Genomic DNA, 18463 nt, shown 5'->3' with positions numbered 1-18463 from the left:
GTGCCGCATATTACCTGCGGTTTCCCGGACTTGTTGTAGGTCTTTTGCACCGGCAAATCAGGGTTTCGAAGAATGTTTGCAACTGTGTGCAATCTGAGTGCGCTGACATGGCTGAATGGGGAAGGCTTGTCGAAACGAATAGGCTGGCGGGGTTGCCGCAACGTCAGCCGGTGGCTGCGCTGCCGGATAAATCCAGGCCGGTGATGACCTCCAGCAGGCGCTCGCCGGCCTCGTGCAGCGCGCCACTGTTGTCTATGGTAACTGAGCGATAGTCAGCGGGAACAGAAAAGGCATTGCTGCGGCGCAGCCGTGCTTCAATGTCCTGGCGGCTTTCGCGCCCGCGCGATTGCAGGCGGCTTGCCAGAACGTCCGGCGTGGCGATCACATTGACGACCAGAAGGTTTGGAAAGGCGCTGGCAAACCGGTCGAGCGCCGAGCGCGAGCCATTGGCAATGGCCGTGTGACCGTTTGCCAGCACATGGCCGACACTGGCCGGAATGCCATAGCTCAGGCCATGCGCCTGCCAGTGGATGGCAAATTCCCCTCTTTGCCGCAGCATTTCGAAGTCTGTCATGCTGGCGGGCTGGTGATCCTCGCCACCGGCATCTGACGGGCGGGTAATCACCCGCCGGACGAAATTCACCGTGTCGCGATCCGCCAAGTGGGGGCGAATATAGTTGATCAGGCTATCCTTGCCGGCCCCGCTTGGGCCGACAATCACCACCATGGTGCCGACCATGTCGTGGGGTTTGCGCTCGGCATTTTCCATCATCAGGCAACCCGCCGGCCTTCGCGCCAGACGGAACGCACAACGGGCACGCCTTCAGAGCGCTCAACGCGCACCAGGTCAGCCCTCAGCCCGGTTGCGATGCGGCCGCGATCGTCAAGCCCAACGGTGCGGGCCGGTGTCGATGTTACCATGGCCAGCGCCTGCGGCAGCGACAGGCCATCGATATCTTCGGCCAGAACGAAGGGCGCGTGCAAAAGGCTGAGCGGCACATAATCCGACGACAGCACATCCAGCACACCGCGTTTGGCGAGGTCGCGCGCGGCAATATTGCCGGAATGCGATTTGCCGCGCACCACATTCGGTGCTCCCATCAAAACGCTCATACCGGCTTTGTGAGAGGCGTCGGCGGCATCCAGGCTTGTCGGGAATTCGGCCAGCCGCACGCCATGCGCCACGGCCTCGTCCACATGGTCGAGTGTTGCATCGTCATGGCTTGCAATGGTGATGCCGCGCTCACGGCACAGAGTGGCAAGCGCATCGCGATGGGGGGTGGCATAGAGGGCCGAGGCCTCCTGCCTGCGGGCAACAAAGCGTGCAAAGGCTTCGTCCGAAAGACCGCGCTTGGTTTTGTAGTAGAGCGTATAATGCTCCATCGTCTGGAACTGCCGCTGGCCGGGGGCATGGTCCATCAGCGATACCAGCCGGACATGCGGATCGCTCTCGAAATCGGCAAAATGCTGCATCACGTCTGCGGACGAGACCTCGCAGCGCAGGTGCAGCAGGTGCTGGGCACGCAGGCGGTCCTGCGCCTGCGCCTGCTCGATGGCATCGGCCATCTGGCGCATTTCGCCATGGTCAAAGCCGCCATCCTCGTCGGAGCCCATGCGCAGGCAGTCGAACACGGTGGTAATGCCGGACGTTGCCACCTGCGCGTCATGCGCCTGGATGGCGGAAATCGCATCCCAGCGCACGCCGGGACGCGGCGAGTAATGAGTTTCCAGATGGTCGGTGTGAAGCTCGACGAGACCGGCGATGAGATAATCGCCGGCGAAATCCTCGCCCAGCTGGCTTTGCCCCTCGCTGATATCGGCAATCAGACCATCGACGATCTTGATGCTGCCCTCGATGATGCGGTCTTCAAGGACGATGCGGGCGTTGGATAAAATGGTCTCGGGCATGGTGTTTTCCAGATCAGTATGAAGGCACAAGCCGGTGGCTTGCCGGGATATCAATGGCCGCGCTTGCCGATAAGGCGCGAGCGCAGGGCGTTCGAGATGGCGTCGAAAATGAACACCACGATGAGAAGGAGGAGCACCATATAGGCGACGTTTTCCCAGTTGGTGTGGGTGCGCATCGCCTCCCACAGCTTGAGGCCGATGCCGCCTGCACCCACGGCGCCGATAATGGTGGCCGAGCGGGTATTGCTTTCCCAGAAATAGAGCGCCTGGGAGGCAAATACCGGCAGCACCTGTGGCAGGACGCCAAATCTCTGCACGGCCATGGGCGGCGCGCCGACTGATTTAACCCCCTCGCGCTGCTTGTCATCGATGTTTTCCAGCGCCTCGGCATAAAGTTTGCCGAGCGTACCGGTGTCGGTGAAGAAGATCGCCGAAATGCCGGCCAGCGGTCCGGGCCCGAAGGCGCGGGTGAAGAACAGTGCCCAGATCAACATGTCTACCGAGCGCAGGAAATCGAAGAAGCGCTTTGTCAGCTGGTTGATTGGCCGGTTCTGCGTGATGTTGCGCGCTGCGATGAAGGACAAAGGGAAGGCGACAATCATGGCAAACAGTGTGCCTACAAAGGCCATGACGATGGTCTGGAACAGTTTTGTCCACACATCCAGATGCTGCCAGGACGGGTTATAGAGAATGTTGTCGATGGCGAGCGACAGATTGCTCTGCGCCGGATCAAGCCGCTCGCCCGACCACAAGAGGGAGGCGATCTGCGACCAGGACTTGCCGAAAAAGGGCGAGTCGATATCGAAGAAAAAGCCGGCCCAGCCGAGATAGCGCTTGTGAACGATGACCGCGTCACTGCGCACCTCCGCCCAGCCGGAAAAGCCGAAGGAAAGCACGATCTTTTCACCCGGTGCCCGCTGCGTTGCCCAGGTAGGCAAAGCAGATCCAGCCTTCACACTATCGGCACCCAGCGAAATCGACAATGTTTCGTCGCCGTGGACAACAGTGACGCTGGGCGGTGCGATTTCGATCGACGCCTCAGGGTTCATCTGCACCAGAGCATGTGTCAGCACGTCCTCGGTTACCGTCTGCGTGCTGGCTGCGGTGGCGGCCGTTGCCGATGTTGGATCTGCCGGCGCCATGAAGGAAAAGCTGGAGGCGGGTGCTGCATCCGGCTGCGCTGTCGTTGCCGGCGTGGTGATCGTGCGGGTTACCGTTTCGCGCTTTGCCTGCAACCAGTCGGGATTGGGATTGGGGCCAATCGGGTCGAAGCGCGGGAAATCAACCTTCATCGTGCCATCGTCGCGGATCGCTATGGTCGGGCGTTCCTCATAGGACACCCATTCGGCCAGATAGCTTCCGGCAATGCCCCAGTTTGCGCTCGACATCACCGTGCCGACGGAAAACAGCCAGGAGCAGAAGACAAGATAGAGAATGGCTGATGCGAGGATGATTGGCGCTGTAAATCGGCTCCAGAAGGAGGGTTGCAAGAGATGCGGATGGCGGGCGGCGATGGCGTCGAAGTCGGCGGCTGTCAGGCTCTGCATGGTCAAATCCTCAAACAACAGCCTGGAAGGCCTGGTCACCCACCAGCTTTCGACGCAGCCAGGCGGAAAACTGATCGACGGCGATGATGGTGATGAGCAACAGCAACACGATGGCGAGTGTCTTTGCCTCGTGGCCGCGGCTGATCGAAAGGCGCAACTGTTCGCCGATACCGCCACCGCCGACCGCGCCGATAATGGTGGAGGCGCGGACATTGATCTCCAGCCGCAACAGGAAATAGCTGACGAAATTCGGCATGACCTGCGGCACGATGGCAAACCAGACGCGCTCGATCCAGCTGGCGCCGACCGCCTTCAGGCCTTCGTCGGGGCGCATGTCGGCGTTTTCGATCACCTCGAAGAACAGCTTGCCGAGCGCCCCGATCGTGTGGATCGAAACGGCGATCATTGCCGGGATCGGCCCGAGCGACAGGATGGCCAGAAAGAAGCCGGCCAGTACGACTTCCGGAAAGGCGCGCAGGACCTCCATGAACCGGCGCACAGGCCCGCGCAGCCAGGGGCTCTTCACCATGTTGCGGGCGGCGAGGAAAGACAGGATGGCGCCGAAGAAAAATCCGATAATGGTAGAAGCCAGCGCAATATTCAGCGTCTCGGCCATCTTGTAGAAATATTCAGGGATATAGAGGCTCTCGGTGACGTAGTGGCGCCCCTCGACATATTCATATTTGAGACTGCCATCGTAGTAGGGGGAGGGCAGGTTAAACATTGCCCGCCAGATCTCGGTTGCGTCGCGCGGCACCAGATCCTCGACGAAATCGAACACATGCGGCAGGCGGTCGAAGAATTTTCCGGAATTGCTGTCATTGGCAAACCATAGCGAACCGGAGAGCGCGACAAACAGAATGCCGAGGCTGAGGATCGTATAGAAGCGGCGACTGCGGGCCAGCACCTGCCAGTGTGCCTCGATCTGGGCACCCCGTTCACCGAGCGGGGCATGGGAAAGGCTGGTGCGCATGGGGGCTACCGTCGTGTGAAGGAAAAATGCGAATGTCGCGCCGGAAAAACCGGCCGCCGCAGATCCGGCTGCGGCGGCCGTCGATAGTTCTTGCGAAAGAGGCTGGGATCAGCCGCCGATGGTGGCCTTGCGGGCGTCGATGATCGGCTTGTAGAAGCTCTCGTTGACTTCGGCGAAGCCCTTGAACTCACCACCTTCGATGGCCGCGAAGCACTTCGCGTCGGTCTTCGGCAGCGCCATCATGAATGCGGTCAGCTTCTTCTTCATGTCGGTGGACAGCGACGAGCGCACGACGATCGGGCCATTCGGGATGAGCGGCGACTTCCACAGCTCGACCAGGTCGTCCATGTTGAGGATGCCCTTGTCGGCCATCTTCTTCAGGTTGCCGGAGGTGTAGCCATCCTTGAAATTGCCAACGCCCGAACCGAAGGTCGTGCCGGCATCGAATGTGCCCTTCAAGACTTCGAGAACGAGGTTTTCATGGCCGCCGCCGAAACCGGTCGAGGCGACATATTCCTTCACCGGCTTGCCGCCGAGGGCTGCTGGCAGCGTCACGGAAGGGATCAGGTAGCCGGAGGTGGAGTCCGGATCGGCAAAGCCGAGTTTCTTGCCCTTGATGTCGGTGACCTTGGTCATGCCGGAATCCTTGCGGGCCACCATGATCGAGTAATAGCCCATCGAACCGTCGGTCTGGACGGTGGTCAGGATCGGCTCGACAGCCTTGGGGTTCGACAGATAGGCCTTTGCATAGCCGGAAGCGCCGAGTTCAGCATAGTCCAGCGTGCCGCCGAGCAGGCCCTGGATGACGCCGTCATAATCGGCGGCCGGGAACAGCGATACCTTTTCGAAGCCGAATTCCTTCTTCAGGTGATCGACGAGGCACTGGTTGTTGCGCAGGCGGTCGGCTTCATTTTCGCCGCCGATCAGGCCGATGCGGAATTCCTTGACGTCCTGGGCATGGGAAGCGCCGGCGAGCGACAGAAGTGCTACGGCGGCAAGAAGGGTCTTCTTCAACATGAGGTTATCTCCTGTGAGAGCGGAATGCTTAAAGAGGCTTTCGGGAACGTCTTGCCCTTAACGCGGGCTGGCGATCGGTACGGACCTAGGCGCCGGCTGTGGCGAGCGGCCTATAATCCGGGGATGTCATGGCTGCGGCGCCCGGCGCTGCAACTGGAATATTGATGCTGGTCGAGGTCATGCTCTCGTCAATGCCGGCGCCATCTCTGTCGGAGCCGTAGATTTCCTGCACGGCAGCCGCCGTCAGCTGCGACGGCGGGCCGTCAAACGCCACGCGGCCGCGCGCCATGCCGATGATGCGTTCGCAATAATTGCGCGCCGTATCCAGCGTGTGCAGGTTGGTGATGACGGTAATGCCTTCACGCTCGTTGATATCGCGCAGGGCATCCATGACGATCTTGGCGTTCAGCGGGTCGAGCGAGGCAATCGGTTCATCGGCAAGGATCATCTTCGGCGACTGCATCAGGGCACGGGCAATGGCCACGCGCTGCTGCTGGCCGCCAGACAGCGTGCCGGCCGCTTGCAGTGCCGTCTGCTCGATGCCGAGGCGCTCCAGCGCCGCGATCGCCATCAGGCGCTCCTCGCGGGTGAAGATGTTGAGAAGGCTGAGCGTTGTCGAACGGTGGTTGAGGCGGCCCAGAAGCACATTGGTCAGGACATCCAGGCGCGGCACGAGATTGAACTGCTGGAAGATCATTGCGCATTGCGACTGCCAGTCGCGCAGCGCCTTGCCATGCAGTTTGGCAATGTCGAGGTCGCCGAACAGGATGTTGCCGGAGGTTGGATCGGCCAGTCTGTTGATCATGCGCAGCAGCGTCGATTTGCCTGCGCCGGATCGGCCAATCACGCCGACCATCTGGCCGGAGGGGATCTCGATCGTGACGCTGTCCACGGCCTTGTTGCTGCCAAACTGCCGGGTAAGATTTGTCAGATTGAGGTTCATCGCCGTCCCTTTTGCCATCAGTCATTGACGCCGGGACCTAGCCCTAGAACGTCCATGTAAAGCTTGCATGTCTGTTTTGCGTCAGAAATGTAAAATCCGCATATCCATCTGAATCTCATGGATATTTTGAGATTTTCCGAAGTCGTCAGGCGTATTTTTGAAGAAATTCTATAGCATCAAGGTCGCGGAAATCATGCAATGCAGCGAAAAGTTGCTCATGTGGCCAATCCCACCACTTCAACCCTTGCATGCCGCTTGCTATTTCTTCTGGAAAGCGCTCGCGGATAAGCTTTGCCGGCACGCCGCCGACAATCGTGTAGGGTGCGACATCCTTGGACACGACGGCGCCGGCGCCGATCACCGCGCCATTGCCGACAGTCACGCCGGGCAGCACCGTTGCGCCGTGACCGATCCACACGTCATGGCCGATGGTAACGCGGTTCTCGCGCCGCCAGGCGAAGAAATCATGATCGTTTTCAGCGCCTTCGAAGTAATCTCCAGCGCGATAGGTGAAGTGATGCAGCGTTGGCCGCCATGTTGGATGGTTGGTGGCATTGATGCGCACGGCAGCGGCGATATTGGCGAATTTGCCAATGGTGGCGCACCAGACGGCTCCATCCTGCATGATGTAGGAATAGTCTCCCATCTCCACCTCGTCGAGACGGCAGCGCTCGGCCACTTCCGTATAGCGCCCAAGCGTTGAATTGCCGACGCGCGCATCCGGGTGAATAAGAGGCTCAAGCCCAAGCTTCTTCATCATGCGGCGACCTTTCGCGGTGAAAATGCGCTGACATCGAGGATGCGGTCGGCCACGGCCTGGCGCACTTCCTCGTCATGGAAAATGCCGAGCAGTGCTACGCCTGCCGCCTTTTTCGCCTCGATCATCTCGACCACCACCTTGCGATTGGCGGCATCCAGCGATGCGGTCGGCTCGTCGAGCAGAAGGATGATGTGATTGGTGATGAAACCGCGGGCGATGTTGACGCGCTGCTGTTCGCCACCGGAAAAGGTCGCGGGCGGCAAAGACCAGAGGTCTTTCGGCAGGTTAAGGCGCGACAGCATAACCTCGGCCCGTTCGCGCGCCTCATCCGGCGCTACGCCGCGGGCAAATAGCGGTTCTGCCACCACGTCGAGCGCCGAAACGCGCGGCACGGTGCGTAAAAACTGGCTGACATAGCCAAGGCTCTTGCGGCGAACCTGCAACACGATGCGCGGATCGGCCGAGGCGATATCGACAATCTCGCCGTCGTGATCGATGAGGATCTGCCCACTGTCGACGGCATAATTGCCGTAGAGCATCTTGAGGATCGAGCTTTTGCCGATCCCGGACGGTCCACCAAGCACGACGCATTCGCCCTTGGTGACGCCGAAGGCGACATTCGAGACTACCGGCAGCTTGAGGCCACCGCGCAGGTGCATGGTGAAACTCTTGGAGACGTCGGAGACTGTGAGGGGAGTGGTCATTGCGGTTGCCTCACACTTGCAGGATCGAAGAGACGAGAAGCTGGGTATAGGGCTGGCGTGGATCGTCCAGCACCCGGTCGGTCAGGCCCTGTTCGATGACATGGCCATCCTTCATCACCATCATCCGATGCGACAGGAGACGGGCGACAGCCAGATCATGGGTGACGACGATGGCCGCCAGCCCCAGATCGTTGACAAGACCGCGCACCAGATCCAGCAGGCGGGCCTGCACCGACACATCGAGACCGCCGGTCGGTTCATCCATGAAGACGAGGCGCGGTGAGGTGACCAGATTGCGGGCGATCTGCAGGCGCTGGCGCATCCCGCCGGAAAAGGAGCGTGGCTGGTCGTCGATGCGGTCGCTCGCGATTTCGACGCGGCCCAGCCATTCGGTTGCTGTCTGGCGGATGCGGCCATAGTGCCGGTCACCGACCGCCATCAGCCTCTCGCCGACATTGGCGCCGGCAGAGACCGTCATGCGCAATCCGTCTGCCGGGTTCTGGTGCACGAAACCCCAATCGGTGCGCATCAGGAAGCGGCGCTCGGCCTCGCTCATCGCGTAGAGATTGCTGTAGCTGCCGTCGCGCATCCGGTATTCGACGCTGCCATCCGTCGGCATCAACCGCGTCGACAGGCAGTTGAGCAGTGTCGTCTTGCCCGAGCCCGATTCGCCGACAATCGCCAGCACTTCGCCCGGCCAGAGATCGAAGGAGACGGCCTGGCAGCCGATGCGGCTTCCGTAGAATTTCGAGACATCGCGAACTTTAAACAGTGGCTGGTCGCTCATTCCGCTGCCTCCTTCTGCATGTCGGTCTGGTCGCCGGTATGGCCCTCTGCCCGCCGTGTTTCGCAATGGTCGGTATCGGAACAGACGAACATGCGGCCTCCCTTGTCATCGAGCACGACCTCATCGAGATAGACGTGCTGCGCACCGCAGAGCGCGCAGGGCTTGTCGAAGCTCTGCACTTCGAAGGGGTGATCGTCGAAATCGAGACTGACGACATCGGTGAAGGGGGGCACTGCATAGATGCGCTTTTCGCGACCGGCGCCGAACAGCTGAAGCGCCTCGGACCGGTGCATTTTCGGATTGTCGAATTTCGGCGTCGGGGAGGGATCCATCACATAGCGTCCGGCAACTTTCACCGGATAGGCATAGGTGGTGGCGATACGGCCATGACGGGCGATGTCCTCATAGAGCTTCACATGCATGAGGCCGTAATCCTCCAGCGCATGCATCTGCCTCGTTTCCGTCTCGCGCGGTTCGAGAAAGCGCAGAGGTTCCGGGATCGGTACCTGGTAGACGAGGATCTGGCCCGTGGTGAGTTTCGCCTCCGGTATGCGGTGGCGGGTCTGGATGATGCTTGCCTCGGATGTGCGGGTGGTGACCGCGACATTGGCGACCTTCTGGAAGAAGGCGCGGATGGAAACCGCATTCGTCGTGTCGTCGGCGCCCTGGTCGATCACCTTCAGCACATCATCGGGACCGAGAATGGCGGCGGTCACCTGCACGCCGCCGGTTCCCCAGCCATAGGGCATCGGCATTTCGCGCGAGGCAAACGGCACCTGATAGCCGGGAATGGCGATGGCCTTCAGGATTGCGCGGCGGATCATCCGCTTCGTCTGTTCGTCCAGATAGGCAAAATTATAGCTGGCAAGCTCGGTTGCTGGCGTGCTCATTCGGCGGCCTCCTGATGGTCGCTTTCTGCGGTTCTACCCTCTGCATGCTTGGCGCGCATGCGCCGCACCAGATCAAGTTCGGCCTGGAAATCGACATAGTGGGGAAGTTTCAGGTGTTCGACGAAGCCGGTCGCCTGGACATTGTCGCAATGGGAGATGACGAATTCCTCGTCCTGGGCAGGCGCAACCACATCCTCGCCGAATTCCTCTGTACGCAGGGCGCGATCGACCAGCGACATCGCCATGGCCTTGCGCTCGCTCTGGCCGAAGACGAGCCCATAGCCGCGGGTAAATTGCGGCGGGGCCTTGGCCGATCCCTTGAACTGGTTGACCATCTGGCATTCCGTCACCCGGATTTCTCCCAGCGAGACGGAAAAGCCGAGTTCGGCCACATCGAACTCCACGCTCACCAGTCCCATGCGGATTTCGCCGACAAAGGGATGTGTGCGGCCATAGCCGCGCTGCGTGGAATAGCCGAGAGCCAGCAGAAAACCCTCGTCGCCACGCGCCAGTGCCTGAAGACGCAGATCGCGCGGCATCGGAAATTCCATCGGCTCGCGGGTGATGTCGCCGGGCACATGGTCCTGCGGCATCTGCCCGTCCGGCTCGATCAGTCCTTCGCCATCCAGAATATCGGAGACGCGCATGACCGCCTCGCCGGCATCGTCCCGCGTGGCGGGGGCATCGATGGCGCCATCGTCGAGCAGCGACGGATCGAGAAGGCGATGGGTATAGTCAAAGGTCGGCCCGAGCAGCTGGCCGCCCGGTAGATCCTTGTAGGTGGCAGACACGCGCCGCTCGACGCGCATCGCGCCGGTTTCGATCGGCACGGAGGACCCGAAGCGGGGAAGCGTCGTGCGATAGGCGCGCAGCAGGAAGATCGCCTCTATCATGTCGCCACGCGATTGCTTGACGGCAAGTGCCGCCAGCGACCGGTCGTAAAGCGAGGCTTCGGCCATCACCCGATCCACGGCAAGTCCGAGCTGCGCGATGATCTGCTCTATGGCAAGGCCGGGAAGCGTGCGGTCACCGCGGCGGCGGTCGGCCAGCAGTCGATGGGCATTGGCAATGGCGGTTTCTCCGCCCTTGACGGCTACATACATGCGATTACGCCTCCAGGCCGCTGATTTTGGTGGTGCGCGGCAGGCCGATGATCTGGCGTCCGGCCACAAGCACCACATCGATGCCACGCGGAAACAAAGCCCGGTTGCCGGTCCATTGATGCAGGAAACTGTCCGGCAGGCCCAAAGGTGCAATCTGCGTGACATCCCGGATGCCGGGGCCGGAAAGGGTCAGGGCGCGCCCGCCATCCAGCGCATCGAGTTCGATCACCAGTGTCGTGGAGCGATCAGGATAATCCTGCGTGCCTGCGGCAAACAGGCCGAACGGCGGCAGGGCGGCACCCTTATCCAGAAAGGCAAAGCGGGCGTCGCTCTTCTCGCGCGTTAGGGGCGCGCCGCAATGGAAAGAGAGCCAGGCCGAGACATCGGACTGCGCCATCGCCGGCGAAAGCCAGACGGGCGTATCGTGGTCGCAGAGCGTCAGCATGATGGCGCCGGCGGCGATGCTCAGCGGTGCCGGCGGCACGATGGCGGGCAGAACGCTGCCGGTACTGCCGGGATGGGCCAGGCAATCCATCAGGGCGCGGAATACCGTCTGGCTGTTGAGGACGGCATCAGGGAAGCCGCCGATGAGGCTTTCGGTCTTGCTGTGCATCAGTCCTCTCCGCGAACCATGGTGAAGAAATCGACCTTCGTTGCTGCCGTCTCGCGTGCGAGCGCATCCGTCTCAAGAGCCTGCTTGCGCTCGGCGGGAAGCAGCAGCGTTTGTTCAACGAAGGACCGCTCTGTCTCGGCCTGCCAGAGCGCATCGAAGACGGCGCTCAGTTCTGCTGCACGCCGATCCGTGCCAAGCCGAAATCCATGGCCAACCCGACCGTCTTCCAGATGGATCGCGGCGCGGCTGACGGTCGTTTCGCCGAGGTTGAACGGTGAACCGCCGCCACCGATGCGGCCCTTGACAATGACCAGGCCGGTTTCGGGACCGCGCAGGCGCAGATAGGAGGGTATCTGTTCGAGTGTCACCATCGCTGCTTCCAGCTCGTCACGGCTGCAGCGCGCCAGAAGATCGATTACCCGTTTGCGCGGGTCATGCGTGTTTGAGTCATGTGCAAAAGCGGCGGACATTTGAACCTCTAATGTCTATTAATATAGACAACCATACAATCTAGTGTATATTTACCGTCGGGCCATGACATGACGATGACAGGAGAGACAGAAATGATGCAGCGGCAGAAGGGCGTTGCCCTTTGGCGGCAGATCGCCGACAGGATCCGCGCCAGTATCGCTGCGGGCGATTATGATGCGACAGGCCGGGTGCCGACCGAGATGGTGCTTGCGGAAAGCTTTGGCGTGAACCGCCACACGGTGCGTGCCGCGCTGGCCGCCCTTGCCCAGGAAGGCATTGTGCGCGCCGAGCAGGGCAAGGGCACGTGGATCGAGCGCCGCGACAAGTTCGATTTCCCGATCGGCCTTCGCACGCGCTTCACGCAAGGCATAGGCGACCAGGCGCGGGACCTGAAAGGCGTCCTCCTGTCTGCCGAAGCCGAGACGGCGACGGCCGAAACCGCACGCTGGCTGAAGCTTGACATCGGCGCGCCGGTCCGGCGTCTCGATGCGCTGCGCAAGGCAGACGGGCGGGCCGTGTCGCGCTCGACCATGTGGTTCCCGTCAGCAAGGTTCGAGGGCATAGAGGAGGCCTTTCGCCAGACGGAATCGATTACCAGGGCGCTTTCCGCCTGTGGCGTGCCTGACTATCTGCGCGAGGTGACGGAAGTGTCTGCCGTACATGCCGAGCCGGATGACGTGGCGCAGCTCGCCCTTTCGCCCGGCGCCATCGTGCTGGTGACAAAGGCCCTGAATATCGATCCCGAAGGAGTGCCAATCCAGTTCGCCATCACCCGCTTTCCGGCAGACCGGGTGCAGTTCAGCATCCGCAACGGTTAGGATATCAAGACTGAGGGATGTTCATCCTGCATCCTGTATCCGGCGCTTGCCTAAACAACCATTACCTTACGGGGAAAGCCCGGCGCAGCGCGCAGTGTTGCGAATATGGTTTTCCATTTCGCGGCGTGCAGCATTGGCATCATTTGCGCTCAAGGCCGCGATGATGCGGCGGTGCTCGGCAATCGATTCGCCCATGCGCTTGGGGTCGGTGATCGGAATGGGCTGGCGCTGGGTTTCCGTCACCTGATCCCGAACGGTCTGGTAAAGAGCCTTCAGCATCGAGTTGGAACAGGCCGAGACGATGATGGCGTGAAACTCCAGATCGGCCTCGACATTGGCAAGCAGGTCCTGGCGCTCCCAGCAGTCTGCCATCGTCTGCGTCGCCCTTTCCATTTTCTCCAATTGCAACTGGGTTAGGCGACCGGCTGAGAGCCGCGCGATCTCGCCTTCCAGCAGAATGCGCGTCTGGAACACGTCAAAGACCGAATAGCTGTCGGAATAGCGCCAGGGTGCCATATGGCCCGAATGGCCTTCGTTGCCAGCGGATGGAGCCGAAATATAGGTGCCGCGACCGGCTTCCGTCTTGATCAGACCAAGAGTTTCAAGGGTCAGCAGTGCTTCTCGCAGGGAGGCCCGGCTGATGCCGAATTTCTGTGCGAAGTCCCGTTGCGACGGTATTTTCTCACCCGCTTTCAGCGTGCCTGTCTGGATCATGGTCTGGATCTCGCGGGCCACCGATTGCGGAAGGAGCGTCTTGTTGAGCATCAAATCCTCTTTGGCCTTAACAGTTCGGCATGCCAAATCTATTTTTCGCATAGCACCTTGCCAAGCAGAAAGCGCCGTGCTTTTTGGGCCTGACTGGTCTGACCAGTTAGACCGATACTGATCGAGTGACGTTCAAAAAACAAGGGGAACCTCATGACGCGCGCATCCAGTTTCAAAACAGCAGTGTTAACCGCCTTCCTTGCCGCCATTGGCGCCACAGGCTCGCATGCTGCCGACCTTACGGTGGGGGCCAATATCGGCAATGTGCCCTGGGAGTTCCAGGACGCCAGCGGCAAGACGGTGGGTTTCGAGGTCGATCTCGTCACCGAAATCGCCAAGCGCCTCGGCAAGACGGTCGAGTTCGTCAATACGCCGTTTGCCGGCCTGTTTCCGGCCGTCCAGTCCGGCCGCATCAACATGGCGGTCTCGTCCATCACCATCACCCAGAAACGCCTGGAATCCGTCTCCTTCGCGCAGCCCTATTATGATAGCGACCAGTCGCTCACCGTCACGGCGAAATCCGGTATTGCCGGCCTGAAGGACATGGGCAGCAAACCGGTCGGCGTCGATACGGGTTCCACCGGCGACATGTGGGCGGACGCCCATAAGGGCGAATACAAGCTCGGCGAAATCCGCAAGTTCGAGGGCCTGCAGCCGGCCATGCTCGATCTGGTCGCCGGCCGCATCGATGGCTACATTTCCGATATTCCAGCACTCCTCTATTATGTGAAGGGCAAGCCGGAGCTGAAGGTCGTCGAGCGCATCCCGACGGGCGAGAAATACTCGATCATGTTCAACAAGGGCGATCCGCTGGCCACCGAGGTCAATGGCGTCATCACCACGCTGAAAAAGGAAGGTTTCATCGCCAAGCTGCATGAGACCTGGTTCGGCGCCAAGGCCGAGGACACGACGTCCACGGTTGCCGTCCTCGATATGCCCAAGGCAAAGTGAAGGCTTACACAGCAACCGGTGGGGTGAGAAATCCCGCCGGATTGCGAAAGGAGCCATTGCGGCATGAATCTGATCAATACATTCTTCAACATGCAGGTGCTGATCGACAGCCTGCCGCAGCTGCTGCGCGGGCTGGTCGTCACGCTTCAGATCGGCATTGCCAGCATTATTGCCGGTCTGGCCGGTGGTCTGTTTCTGGCCATCGCGCGGCTCTATGCGCCGTCTATCGTCAGACTGCTGATCCGCTTCTATATCGATATTTTCCGCTCCATTCCGCTCCTGGTCCTGCTGATCCTCGTCTATTACGCGCTGCCCTTTGTCGGCATTCGCCTCTCACCCTTCGTTTCGGCGGTCACGGCGCTTTCGCTCGTCTCTGCGGCCTATACGGCCGAGATTTTCCGGGCCGGCATCGAGGCCATTCCGCAGGGGCAATTCGAGGCCTCCGCTGCACTTGGCCTATCCAACCGGCATACGATGGTGGATGTCATCCTGCCGCAGGCGGTGCGCATCGTCATTCCGCCGCTCACCAACAATTGCATCAATGTGCTGAAGGACACAGCGCTTGCCTCGGTGGTCGCCATGCCCGACCTCTTGAAGCAGGCAACCCAGGCGCAGGCACTTGCCGCCAATCCCACGCCGCTGATTGGTGCTGCACTCATCTATGTGCTCCTGCTCTGGCCCATGGTTGCCATCGTCGCGCGGCTCGAAAAGCATTTCAGCAAGGGCAAGCGCTGATGGACAGGCTCGGTTCCACCCTCATTTCCATCCGTAGCCTGACCAAGGCCTATGGCGATTTCACTGTGCTGCACGGCATCGATCTCGATATTGCCGAGGGCGAGGTTGTCTGCGTCATCGGACCGTCGGGGTCTGGAAAATCGACGCTGATCCGCTGCATCAACCATCTGGAGGCCTTTTCCCGCGACAGCACGATCACGGTGGACGGCATTGCGGTTGGCCCCGGATCGGCGCTTGCGAAAGTGCGGGCCGAGGTCGGTATGGTGTTCCAGTCCTTCAACCTTTTTCCGCACATGACGGTGCTGCGCAATATCATGCTGGCGCCGCTGCGAGTGCGAAAGACGCCCGTGGTCGAGGCTGAACGCAAGGCGCGCGAACTGCTCGCACGCGTCGGCATTGCCGAACAGGCGGAGAAATATCCGGGCCAGCTGTCCGGCGGGCAGCAGCAGCGTGTCGCCATTGCACGCGCGCTTGCCATGCAGCCCAAGGTCTTACTGTTCGATGAGCCGACCTCATCGCTCGACCCTGAAATGGTGGGCGAAGTGCTGGACGTCATGCGCAAGCTTGCCGGCACTGGCGTTACCATGGTGGTCGTTACCCATGAAATGGGCTTTGCCCGACAGGTCGCCGACCGGGTGATCTTCATGGATGGCGGGCGCCTGGTCGAAGAGGGCACGCCGGAAGAGATTTTCGACAATCCGAAAGAAGAGCGAACGCGCGGCTTCCTGCGCGCCGTGCTCAATCATTGATCATAAAAAACACTCGGAGGACCACAAGGATGGCCACCACTTTGCCGCTGGATCTCGATTTCGTGCGCAGCCAGTTTCCGGGCCTTGCTCGCGGCTGGACCTATTTCGACAATGCCGGCGGATCGCAGATCCTCCAGGGTGCGCTTGATCGCATCAACACGTTCCTCATTGAAAAGAACGTACAGATCGGCGGCAGCTACGAGGTTTCGCAGGATGCCGCGCGCGCGCTTCTGGAAGCCCGAACGGCCGCCATGCATCTGGTCAATGCGGCGCGACCGGAGGAAATCGTCTTCGGCAATTCCACGACGCAGCTGTTGCAGAACCTGGCGCGCGCCATGCACAGCCAGCTGTCGCCGGGAGACGAGATCATCATCACCATTGCCGACCATGAATCCAATATCGGTCCTTGGGACCGTTTGCAGGAGCGCGGCATTGTCGTGAACGTCTGGCCGCTCAACACGCAAACATTGACGCTGGACCTTGCCGATCTCGAGCCGCTGATGAGCGATCGCACCCGGCTTGTCTGCGTCACGCATTCCTCCAACATCCTTGGCTCGATCCATCCGATCCGCGAGATTGCCGATTTCGTGCATGCGCGTGGCGCAAAAATCTGCGTCGATGCCGTCGCCTATGCGCCGCATCGCGCCGTCGATGTGCAGGCTTTCGATGCCGATTATTACGTCTTCAGTCTCTACAAGACCTATGGGCCGCACTATGCCCTGATGTATGGCAAATATGATCTGCTGCTGGAGCTCGATACGCTCTATCACTACTTTTACGGCAAGGACAAAGTGCCGGGCAAGCTGGAGCCGGGCAATCCGAACTACGAGCTGGCCTATTCGACCTGCGGCATTGTCGATTACCTGGTGGCGCTTGGCGAAAGGGCGGGCGAAACCGGCACGGTGCGCCAGAAGATCGAGGCCGCCTATGGCGCGATCACCATCCAGGAGAACCTCTTGGCCGAGCGTTTGCTGGCCTATCTACGGTCTCGCAACGATTGCCGGATTATCGGCCAATCGGTGAACCGCAATGGCTCGCGGGTGCCGACCATCGCCTTTCGTTTCGATGGCCGCGAGGCAGGAGACATCTGCAAGGCAATGGATGGCGAAAAGATCGCCATGCGGTTTGGCGACTTCCATTCACGCCGGCTTGCCGAATATCTGGAACTGACAGACCATGGCGGCATGCTGCGGGTCTCGATGGTTCACTACAATACGCTTGAGGAAGTGGACCGTTTCACCCAGGCGCTGGACACAATCCTCTCGACGGATACCGGCCTTTCCAAAGCAAGCTGAGACAGGGGACAACAGGATATGCGCTTCGATACGATCATCAGAAACGGCACGGTTGTCACGGCAAGCGATAGTTTCATCTGTGATGTCGGCATCAGGGACGGTCGCATCGTGGCGCTGGCCGCCGATCTGACAGACGCCGACGAGATCATCGATGCAACCGGGCTTTTCGTTCTGCCGGGCGGTATCGACAGCCATGTGCATCTCGACCAGCCCTCCGGTGACGGCATCGTCATGGCCGATGATTTCGACAGCGGCACGCGCTCGGCCGCTGTCGGCGGCAATAGCACGGTTCTTGCCTTCTGCATGCAGGAGAAAGGCCAGTCGCTGCGCCAGGCGCTAAACGTCTATCACGCCAAGGCCGAGGGCAAATGCCATGTGGATGTGTCGTTCCATCTGGTGATCACCGACCCGACCCCTGACGTGCTGGGCCAGGAATTGCCGGCGCTGGTGGAGGACGGCTATACTTCGCTCAAGGTCTTCATGACCTATGAAGGGCTTCGCCTGCGCGATGACGAGATCCTGGCAACGCTCGATACGGCACGCCGCACCGGCGCGCTGGTCATGGTTCATTGCGAAAACGAGGATGCGATCCGCTACCTGATCGGACGGCATGAGGAAGAGGGCAGGCTTGCGCCCAAATTTCACGCCACGACCCGGCCCATCGCGGCCGAGCGCGAGGCGACCCATCGGGCGCTGTCTCTGGCGGAAATCGTCGATGTGCCGATCGTCATAGTGCATGTCTCCAACCGTGAAGCCATGGAGGAAATCCGTCGGGCGCGCCAGCGAGGCCAGACGGTCGCCGGCGAGACCTGTCCGCAATATCTGATGCTGACGGCAGAGGATCTCGACCAGACCGAGATGGAGGGCGCCAAGTTTGTCTGCTCGCCGCCGCCGCGCGACAAGGCAAGCCAGGAGGCCTGCTGGGAGGGGCTGGAACAGGGCGTGTTCGATCTCTTTTCATCCGATCACTGCCCGTTCCGCTTCGATGACGTTGAGGGCAAGCTGAATGACAAGGGCAAGCGGCATTTTCGCTGGATACCAAACGGCATTCCAGGCGTTGCCACCCGTCTGCCGATCCTGTTTTCCGAAGGGGTGATGAAGGGCCGGATCGATATCAACCGTTTCGTCGCGCTCACCTCGACCAATCATGCCAAGCTCTATGGCCTCTATCCGCGCAAGGGCACGATTGCCATTGGCTCGGATGCCGATATCGCCCTGTGGGATGCGGGCCTTAAGGTGACCCTCACCAACGATATGCTGCAGCATGGCGCCGACTATACGCCCTATGAAGGCCTTGCCGTGACGGGCTGGCCGGTACGGCTTCTGCTGCGTGGAAAAACCATTGTTGAAAACGGTGATCTGCTGCCTGGCGGTGACAGGCAGGGTGGCTATGTCCCGCGGGAGAAATCCTCTCTGGTTCGTTGAGGCGTAGCG

20 protein-coding genes are annotated in these 18463 nt (G+C 60.7%); 6 read left to right on the top strand and 14 right to left on the bottom strand.

Annotation, left to right across the window (positions count from 1 at the left end):
• Positions 1–163: 163 nt before the first annotated feature.
• The 13 genes from phnN to phnG all read right to left on the bottom strand — a co-directional run bounded on the left by phnN (position 164) and on the right by phnG (position 11715).
• Entirely contained in the window at positions 164–772 is a 609-nt protein-coding gene (phnN, locus tag E8M77_RS07975; RefSeq protein WP_246659172.1) for a phosphonate metabolism protein/1,5-bisphosphokinase (PRPP-forming) PhnN, read from the bottom strand.
• Positions 772–1908 carry an alpha-D-ribose 1-methylphosphonate 5-triphosphate diphosphatase gene (locus E8M77_RS07970; RefSeq protein WP_137130101.1) on the bottom strand — a complete coding sequence of 379 codons (1137 nt, stop codon included), beginning with the start codon at positions 1906–1908 and terminating at the stop codon, positions 772–774. The genes phnN and E8M77_RS07970 overlap by 1 nt, the downstream gene beginning before the upstream one ends.
• Before the next feature lie 50 nt (positions 1909–1958).
• Positions 1959–3455, bottom strand: coding sequence for a phosphonate ABC transporter, permease protein PhnE (phnE, locus tag E8M77_RS07965; protein ID WP_137130100.1), 1497 nt, complete (start codon positions 3453–3455; stop codon positions 1959–1961).
• Between the two features lie 10 nt (positions 3456–3465).
• Positions 3466–4428 carry a phosphonate ABC transporter, permease protein PhnE gene (phnE, locus tag E8M77_RS07960; protein ID WP_137130099.1) on the bottom strand — a complete coding sequence of 321 codons (963 nt, stop codon included), beginning with the start codon at positions 4426–4428 and terminating at the stop codon, positions 3466–3468.
• Between the two features lie 108 nt (positions 4429–4536).
• Complete coding sequence (phnD, locus tag E8M77_RS07955) at positions 4537–5445, bottom strand: phosphonate ABC transporter substrate-binding protein (RefSeq protein WP_137130098.1); 909 nt, start codon at positions 5443–5445, stop codon at positions 4537–4539.
• Between the two features lie 85 nt (positions 5446–5530).
• Positions 5531–6388 (bottom strand): phosphonate ABC transporter ATP-binding protein, encoded by an 858-nt coding sequence (gene phnC / locus E8M77_RS07950; RefSeq protein ID WP_137130461.1) that lies wholly within the window; start codon positions 6386–6388, stop codon positions 5531–5533.
• A 145-nt stretch (positions 6389–6533) separates the two neighbouring features.
• A complete protein-coding gene (locus E8M77_RS07945; protein WP_137130097.1) occupies positions 6534–7148 on the bottom strand; it encodes a DapH/DapD/GlmU-related protein in 615 nt (204 codons plus the stop codon).
• Entirely contained in the window at positions 7145–7852 is a 708-nt protein-coding gene (gene phnL / locus E8M77_RS07940) for a phosphonate C-P lyase system protein PhnL (protein WP_137130096.1), read from the bottom strand. The genes E8M77_RS07945 and phnL overlap by 4 nt, the downstream gene beginning before the upstream one ends.
• A 10-nt stretch (positions 7853–7862) precedes the next feature.
• Positions 7863–8639 (bottom strand): phosphonate C-P lyase system protein PhnK, encoded by a 777-nt coding sequence (phnK, locus tag E8M77_RS07935; protein WP_137130095.1) that lies wholly within the window; start codon positions 8637–8639, stop codon positions 7863–7865.
• Positions 8636–9529, bottom strand: a complete 894-nt coding sequence (locus tag E8M77_RS07930) for an alpha-D-ribose 1-methylphosphonate 5-phosphate C-P-lyase PhnJ (protein ID WP_137130094.1) — start codon at positions 9527–9529, stop codon at positions 8636–8638. The genes phnK and E8M77_RS07930 overlap by 4 nt, the downstream gene beginning before the upstream one ends.
• The gene (locus E8M77_RS07925) at positions 9526–10632 is read right to left on the bottom strand and encodes a carbon-phosphorus lyase complex subunit PhnI (protein ID WP_137130093.1); all 1107 of its coding nucleotides are present in this window, start codon (positions 10630–10632) and stop codon (positions 9526–9528) included. The genes E8M77_RS07930 and E8M77_RS07925 overlap by 4 nt, the downstream gene beginning before the upstream one ends.
• A 4-nt stretch (positions 10633–10636) precedes the next feature.
• Positions 10637–11245, bottom strand: a complete 609-nt coding sequence (gene phnH / locus E8M77_RS07920; protein WP_137130092.1) for a phosphonate C-P lyase system protein PhnH — start codon at positions 11243–11245, stop codon at positions 10637–10639.
• Entirely contained in the window at positions 11245–11715 is a 471-nt protein-coding gene (gene phnG, locus E8M77_RS07915; protein WP_137130091.1) for a phosphonate C-P lyase system protein PhnG, read from the bottom strand. Before phnG ends, phnH begins: the two co-directional genes overlap by 1 nt.
• 75 nt (positions 11716–11790) lie before the next feature.
• Here phnG and phnF point away from each other — a divergent pair, with 75 nt between their 5' ends.
• Positions 11791–12534, top strand: coding sequence for a phosphonate metabolism transcriptional regulator PhnF (gene phnF / locus E8M77_RS07910; RefSeq protein ID WP_137130090.1), 744 nt, complete (start codon positions 11791–11793; stop codon positions 12532–12534).
• Positions 12535–12600: 66 nt separating this feature from the next.
• Here the strand turns inward: phnF and E8M77_RS07905 are convergent, their stop codons facing one another.
• Entirely contained in the window at positions 12601–13299 is a 699-nt protein-coding gene (locus E8M77_RS07905; protein ID WP_137130089.1) for a FadR/GntR family transcriptional regulator, read from the bottom strand.
• Between the two features lie 153 nt (positions 13300–13452).
• On the opposite strand from E8M77_RS07905, the gene E8M77_RS07900 reads away from it, so the two are divergent.
• From E8M77_RS07900 to hydA, 5 genes are all read left to right on the top strand, one after another.
• The gene (locus E8M77_RS07900) at positions 13453–14250 is read left to right on the top strand and encodes an ABC transporter substrate-binding protein (protein ID WP_137130088.1); all 798 of its coding nucleotides are present in this window, start codon (positions 13453–13455) and stop codon (positions 14248–14250) included.
• A 63-nt stretch (positions 14251–14313) separates the two neighbouring features.
• Positions 14314–14985, top strand: coding sequence for an amino acid ABC transporter permease (locus E8M77_RS07895; protein WP_137130087.1), 672 nt, complete (start codon positions 14314–14316; stop codon positions 14983–14985).
• A complete protein-coding gene (locus E8M77_RS07890) occupies positions 14985–15734 on the top strand; it encodes an amino acid ABC transporter ATP-binding protein (RefSeq protein ID WP_137130086.1) in 750 nt (249 codons plus the stop codon). The genes E8M77_RS07895 and E8M77_RS07890 overlap by 1 nt, the downstream gene beginning before the upstream one ends.
• Before the next feature lie 29 nt (positions 15735–15763).
• Entirely contained in the window at positions 15764–17029 is a 1266-nt protein-coding gene (locus tag E8M77_RS07885) for a cysteine desulfurase-like protein (RefSeq protein ID WP_137130085.1), read from the top strand.
• A gap of 18 nt (positions 17030–17047) precedes the next feature.
• Positions 17048–18454 carry a dihydropyrimidinase gene (gene hydA, locus E8M77_RS07880; protein WP_137130084.1) on the top strand — a complete coding sequence of 469 codons (1407 nt, stop codon included), beginning with the start codon at positions 17048–17050 and terminating at the stop codon, positions 18452–18454.
• The last annotated feature ends 9 nt before the right edge of the window (positions 18455–18463 follow it).

The organism is Rhizobium sp. FY34, from assembly GCF_005222845.1.
GTDB lineage: Bacteria > Pseudomonadota > Alphaproteobacteria > Rhizobiales > Rhizobiaceae > Neorhizobium.
The sequence above is the reverse complement of the archived record's forward strand: the minus strand, read 5'-3'. Positions and strand labels throughout refer to the sequence as shown.